We start from the raw sequence: 6,176 nt of genomic DNA, 5'->3' as shown, positions 1-6,176 counted from the left end.
AGAGAGGGCACCTGATCACCGTTCAGGGCGTTGTATACGTAATGTACGTTTCGATTTGCCTGGCATTTTATTAGCCACCGCCCCAGTGGACTAATGTTCGAAATCTCCGAGGCAGGACTCGTGGTCCCGCGCCAGGCGGGGTGCTGCAGCAGCCGGTCGAAGGTCCGTTCGATCACCCACCGCTTCGGTAGCGGCTCGAACCCCGTCGCCCGCGGTCGCTGCACCACCTCCACGTCGATGCCGAGCAGGGCACCGTGGTTGAGGATACTGTTCTGGTATCCGCCGTCGGCCCAGACCTTGGTGATGCTCGGCTGCCAGGTCGTCGAGCAGGAGCTTGCCGCCGGTGGTGTCGTGCACCTTCGCGGTGGTGACGGGTACGGCCGGTACGAGACCGAGCGTGGCTGTGATCAGTGTCGTTTGCGTCCTTTGCTCTTCTTGCCGGCGTTGATGCCCTGGCTGTTCTCGGCCACGTTTGCCGAGGTCTTCACGCTCTGGATGTCGACCACGGCCGCGGTCGGCTCGGTACTGCGGCCGTGGGCTCCGCGGGTCTTGCCACGTAAGAGTCAGGGGCCTGTTGGGTCGTACCGTCCGCTTCCCAGGTCGCGTAGTAGTCGTAGACGGTCTTGTACGGCGGGAAGTCGTGAGGCAGGTCCTCCCACGGGATGCCAGTGCGATTGACGTAGAGGATCGCGTTGACGATCTCGCGCAGATCGTGCACCTGGGCCGCTGTCCCCGGGCCCGTTCGTCTCGCCCGCCAGGGTGAAGACCGGCTCGAGTCAACATCCGAGCATGGGTATCGTCGTCGGCCTGACCATCCTGGCGATCTTCGGTTGGGGGTGGGAGATGTTTGGGGGGGGTTCCCTAATGTAAGGGGGGCGGGGGTGGCTGAGTGTGGTGGGTGTAAGGCCCGATAGGGGTTCACCGTTTCCAGGATGTGATCCTGATGTTTATCGGTTCTGGCACCCACGTCAGCGAGAACAACAGGTGTGCCCGGCTCGCGGTACAGACTGTTGCCGCCCATGATGAGGGCCCACTAGAGCGGGTTCCTGCTCCGCGGCGGCCTGTGCTTTCTGAGCGGGTTGCTTCTCTCTGCAGGCCGCTGAGTCAGAGTATGTGGGAGCTGGGCCGTTCGCCGCGGACTCCAGCGGCTGCCCGCCGTATCGCCCGCACGGTGCTCCAGGACTGGAGCACTGCGCAGGAGACGGCGGACACGGCGCTGCTGGTGGTCTCGGAGCTGGTAACGAACGCGCTGGAACACTCCTGCGGGCCTATCGTTCTGCACCTGTACCGCCAGCACGCCAGTGGGCAGGTATGGATCGGCGTTAGCGACGGGGGCCCGGCCGCCGGCGAGCGGACCCGGCGCCGTTTCCACGCACCCGAAGACCACGGCCAGGGCATGGTCATAGTTGCGGCACTCACCCACACCCACGGTGTACATGCCCACAACAACGGCAGGATGCACTGGGCTCGCCTCCACACCTCCTGATCGCACCCGTTAATTCAGCACCCTAGCCGCCCCGTCCGCCAATCTGGCGGATGGGGTGCGCTCTTCCCAGTACAAGGAGAAACCGACATGATCATGACTAGTCACTCCCGAACCGCAACCCGATCCCAAGCTGGAGCGCCGACCCAGACCGCAGCCGGGGTGGGGGGGATGGGTGGGACCGAACACGCACTTACTACAGGCTATGGAGCGGAGCATGATCAGCGGGGGGAGCTTATCGACACGATCCGCTGGATGCTGGCCCGGATCCAGGAGGAGGGAGAGGCGTCCTAGACCTGCTGCCGCATATGGGCCGCGGGCCCCTATGCTGACGGCATGACGGAGCGGCACTGGGTGCGGTATTCGGTGGTTCGCTAGCGGTCACGACGACGTCCGGGCCAGGTGTGGCGCTGAAGCTGGAGACGATCGGCCTGGCTGCTTCCCTCAGAGCGGGCCAACCTGCTGCAGGCGATGTCGGCCGCAGTAGCGAAGCCCCTGGTCCCTATAGGCGCCCCCGCGGACTGCTCGACGGGCCATCGAGCGACTCACCTGGATTCTCCCCACGGTGCGCTATCGGTTCGGGCGCCAGCATGGCACGATCCCGTGGGCCGGATCATCACTGCACGAAGCGGAGCCGCGGATCACTTCCAAAACACGGCCCTAGCTCTAAAACTGACGGACGTTGTTGACAGGTGGGTCTCCCGTCCTCAGGAGACCCCCATGACTGAACGCGAGCTCGCAAGACGCGCCCGCCATCGGCTCGCAGTGCTGCGTCACGCGGAAGAGGTGAGCGGCAACATCGCCGCTACCTGCCGCTATTACGGCATCAGCCGCCAGTGCTTCTACACCTGGCGCCGACGCTACGAAGCCGAGGGCCTGGACGGCCTCAAGGACCGCTCCAGCGCTCCGCACCACACTCCGCATGCCACGACCGCCGACGTGGTCGAGAAGATCCTTTGGTTGCGTCAGCAGTACCACTTCGGCCCGGCGAAGATCGCCATGTATCTGCAGCGCTACCACGACGTGGGCATCAGCACGTCGGGCGTCTGGCGGATCCTGAAGAAAGTCGGACTGAACCGGCTGCCGGCCTCGCAGCGCTACAAGCGCCGCTCCATCCGCTGGATGCGGTACGAGAAGCATCGCCCAGGCCACCAGCTGCAGGTCGACGTCAAGTTCATCGAGCCGCTGGGCCAGCACGGACGGAAGAAGCGCCACTACCAGTACACCGCCATCGACGACTGCACCCGCCTGAGAGTGCTGCGCGCCTACCCCCGCAACGACCAGAAGACCGCAATCCAGTTCATCGACTACGTCCTGGCCAAGCTCCCGTTCGCGGTTGACCAGGTTCAGGCCGACAACGGCCAGGAGTTCGGCCAGACGGGCCTTGACCCTTGATTCTGGACACACGAGACACTGGATCCTGAGGATCTGAGAACGGACATCTCGTGGTCATGAAGAACTATCCGCCGCAGTTCAAGGCGGACGCGGTCGCGCTGTACCAGTCGCGGCCCGAGGCGACGATCCGGCAGGTCGCCGCCGATCTGGGAATCAACCCCGAGACCCTACGGAACTGGGTCCGCGTGGCCGGAGCGAGCCGGCCCCGGGGGCGCCGGGCGGAGGTGCCGGCCGAGCCGCCGACGTCGGTGGAGGCGGAGAACGCCGCTCTGCGGAAGAAGGTCCGTGAGCTATTTCGCCGGGGAGACGCGCTGGTGAACCGCTTCCAGTTCGTCTCCGACCATCAGCGCCGCTACGGCGTGAAGCCGCTGTGCACCATCCTGGGCATCGCCCGCTCCAGCTTCTACTACTGGCGTCGGAGGCCGCGGAGCGGGCTGTCCGGCGGGCGGCCGACGCCCGCCTCGCCGCCCGGATCCGGGCCGTGCACCGCGAGTCGGACGGCACCTACGGCGTCCCCAGGATCACGGCCGAGCTCCGCGAGGCGGGTGAGCGGGTCAATCACAAGCGGATCGCGCGGGTGATGCGGGGTGCCGGTCTGGCGGGCGTGCGCTTGCGCCGCAGACATCGCACCACGGTTGCGGATTTGGCCGCGGCGAAGGCCCCGGACCTCGTCGGCCGCGACTTCACGGCAAGCGAGCCGAACACGAAGTACGTCGGCGACATCACGTATCTCCCGCTGGACGGCGGGAAGTTCCTGTATTTGGCCACCGTCATCGACCTCGCCTCACGTCGCCTGGCCGGCTGGGCGATCGCGGACCACATGCGCACCAGCCTCGTCACCAACGCACTGTCCGCCGCCAAACGGACCCGCGGCAGCCTCGCGGGGGCGGTCATGCACACCGACCACGGGCCCAGTACACCAGCCGGACCTTCGCCGACGCCTGCCGCCAGGCCGGCGTCCGCCAGTCCATGAGCGCGATCGGCAGCTCGGCGGACAACGCGCTCGCCGAGTCCTTCAACGCGACGTTCAAACGCGAGACGCTTCAGGGCCGAAAGCGCTGGTCCAGCGAACGCGAGGCCCGTCTCGACGCGTTCCGCTGGCTCAACCGCTACAACACCCGACGCCGACGCTCCCACCTCGGACAACGCAGCCCCATCGCCTACGAGACAGCACTCGACACAACATCAACTACCCTGACCCAAGCCGCACAGCCCGTGTCCAAGAGTCCGGGTCAAGGCCCGACCTTCCACTGGCACGTACTGGACAAGGGCATCGGACACGTCCGCATCAAGCCCCGCACCCCTCGGCTGAACGGCAAGGTCGAGCGATCCCACCGCATCGACTCGGAGGAGTTCTACCGCCTACTCGAGGGCCAGGTCATCGACGACGTCAACCTCTTCAACAGCAAACTGCAGGAATGGGAGGACTACTACAACTACCATCGCCCCCACGGCGCCCTGGCTGGCCAAACCCCTTACGAACGCCTACGGCAGAAAGCCCAAGACCCACTGTCATAGGCGTCCGTCAGCTGCACACCTAAGACGAAGACCGCCGACCAGATCCTCGACAAAGTAGCCGCCTACTGCCAACCAATCTCCGACTCAGGTCACCAGCACCGGAACCTCTCGTACGATCCCGCCAACCACGAGTTCATGGTCCGCAGATTGCAGTGGGGCGGGTGGGACTCGAACCCACGACCTACGGATTAAAAGTCCGCAGCTCTAACCAACTGAGCTACCGCCCCCATCCATCCAAATTGAGAACACGCAGACCATGACATCACATAGTGGGGACTAATCCACTCCATCTAGGCAAACGAGCGAATCGGCCTGACGGAGAGCAGATCAAGTAGCATGCGGTGCCCTGGTCTCGCTGGACGAGGCCAGCCCACCGGAGTGGACGCTGGACGCACCGGTGGGGCAGGCCCGGCGGTTGGGGATCGGGGTCGGCCGTTCTCAGGTGCGGCGAATCCTCGCGGATCATCGGCCTGTACACCTGCCCGACAGCGCGTCCGGGCGTGCGCGCCGACGAACTCGGGGGGCCGGTGATCCCGCGCACCCTCCCGTCGGCGGCGGGCTGGCCGCCCGACGGCCGTCGCATCAAGAACGAGGCGGACTACTCGCGCGGTCCGGAAGGTTTGGAGTCTACGGGCGCCTGCGCATCCGCGACGGCCAGGAGGTCACGATGGCCGCGCCGTCCCGCAACAGTGCCTTCTACCAGCAGTTCCTGCAACTGCTTGAGGAAGCGAACCCGACCGGCGACATCGATGTGGTGACCGACGCCCGGACCTCGAGGACGTGGCCGCGTCGTTTGTAGTGGCTGATGCGAGCTTGCTGTTGTCGTTAGTGGCGCTAGGAGGACCAGTGCGGCACGTGCGCGGGGTGGTGGCCGGCGGTGGGTTGAGTTGGGTGATCAGGCGCGCCGGAGTCGGGTGATACGTCGTCATGAACTCACCGATCTAGAGTGGGAGTTATTACTCGCTCCGCTGATACCGCGGGCTACGACGGGCCGGCCGCGAGTGTCGGACCGGCAGGTCGTCAACGGGATGGTCTACAAGATCCGGACCGGGGTCTCCTGGCGTGACCTGCCGGAACGCTACGGCCCCTGGCAGACCGTCTACACCCGCTTCCGCCGCTATGCACTGGACGGTGTGTTCACCCGCGCTCTGCAGCAGATCCAGGCCCATGCGGACACGGCTGGCGACATCGACTGGCTCGTCCAGATCGACTCCACCATCGTCCGCGCCCACCAGCATGCTGCCGCCACCGGCCGAAAAAGGGGATCCACCGGCCGGACGAACCAGACGATCACGCCCTCGGCCGATCCCGCGGCGGACTGACCACCAAAATCCATCTCGCCTGCGACGGCAAGGGCCGCCCGCTCGCGATCCTGCTGACACCCGGCCAACGCCACGACAGCATCTGCGCGCGACCCCTCCTGGAACGCATCCGAGTCCCGCGGACCGGACGTGGACGTCCGCGCTCCACACCCAACCAGGTCATCGCCGACAAGGCCTACAGCTCCCGCGGGTTCCGTTCCTACCTGCGCAAACGCGGTATCGTCTGCACCATCCCAGAGAAGGTCGACCAGCAGCGACACCGGCTGGGCCGCGGCCGACGCGGCGCCCGACCACCCGCCTTCGACCGGCAGGTCTACCGCCGACGCAACGTTGTCGAGCGCTGCTTCAACCGCCTCAAACGCTTCCGCGGCATCGCCCCCAGATACGACAAGACCGCCACCTCCTACGAAGCAGCGGTCAGTCTCGCGTCATTCCTACTCTGGGCAAGATCCGTTTGA

At 65.8% G+C, this 6,176-nt stretch carries 5 protein-coding genes, 1 tRNA gene and 3 pseudogenes; 7 read left to right on the top strand and 2 right to left on the bottom strand.

Features of this window, described 5'->3' with window-relative positions; all coding sequences use genetic code 11:
- Positions 1 to 484: 484 nt before the first annotated feature.
- Positions 485 to 1,021, bottom strand: a complete 537-nt coding sequence (locus tag ACZ4NT_RS38480; protein WP_467730071.1) for a transposase — start codon at positions 1,019 to 1,021, stop codon at positions 485 to 487.
- Between ACZ4NT_RS38480 and ACZ4NT_RS38475 the strand changes: the two genes are divergently transcribed.
- The 5 genes and pseudogenes from ACZ4NT_RS38475 to ACZ4NT_RS38455 form a co-directional block, all read left to right on the top strand.
- Positions 944 to 1,486, top strand: a complete 543-nt coding sequence (locus ACZ4NT_RS38475) for an ATP-binding protein (protein WP_467730069.1) — start codon at positions 944 to 946, stop codon at positions 1,484 to 1,486. The two genes, ACZ4NT_RS38480 and ACZ4NT_RS38475, sit on opposite strands and share 78 nt — an antisense overlap.
- A 338-nt stretch (positions 1,487 to 1,824) precedes the next feature.
- Positions 1,825 to 2,001, top strand: a pseudogene (locus ACZ4NT_RS38470) (hypothetical protein); the annotation flags it as partial.
- Between the two features lie 202 nt (positions 2,002 to 2,203).
- Positions 2,204 to 2,878 (top strand): helix-turn-helix domain-containing protein, encoded by a 675-nt coding sequence (locus tag ACZ4NT_RS38465; protein WP_467730067.1) that lies wholly within the window; start codon positions 2,204 to 2,206, stop codon positions 2,876 to 2,878.
- A 50-nt stretch (positions 2,879 to 2,928) separates the two neighbouring features.
- Positions 2,929 to 4,069: pseudogene (locus ACZ4NT_RS38460) on the top strand (IS3 family transposase); the annotation flags it as partial.
- Positions 4,070 to 4,123: 54 nt separating this feature from the next.
- Positions 4,124 to 4,396, top strand: a pseudogene (locus tag ACZ4NT_RS38455) (integrase core domain-containing protein); the annotation flags it as partial.
- Between the two features lie 153 nt (positions 4,397 to 4,549).
- Here the strand turns inward: ACZ4NT_RS38455 and ACZ4NT_RS38450 are convergent.
- Positions 4,550 to 4,623, bottom strand: a tRNA-Lys gene (locus ACZ4NT_RS38450).
- 440 nt (positions 4,624 to 5,063) lie between these two features.
- Here ACZ4NT_RS38450 and ACZ4NT_RS38445 point away from each other — a divergent pair.
- Together ACZ4NT_RS38445 and ACZ4NT_RS38440 are read left to right on the top strand one after the other, a co-directional pair.
- Entirely contained in the window at positions 5,064 to 5,195 is a 132-nt protein-coding gene (locus tag ACZ4NT_RS38445; protein WP_467730065.1) for a hypothetical protein, read from the top strand.
- A 118-nt stretch (positions 5,196 to 5,313) separates the two neighbouring features.
- A protein-coding gene (locus ACZ4NT_RS38440; protein WP_467730073.1) for an IS5 family transposase occupies positions 5,314 to 6,176 on the top strand; the annotation gives its coding sequence in 2 pieces (ribosomal slippage) (positions 5,314 to 5,683 and positions 5,683 to 6,176; 864 coding nt in all).

The sequence above is a fragment of the Streptomyces sp. NPDC026417 genome (assembly GCF_055567695.1).
Note: the sequence above shows the minus strand (reverse complement) of the source record. Positions and strands in the feature narration are given on the sequence as shown.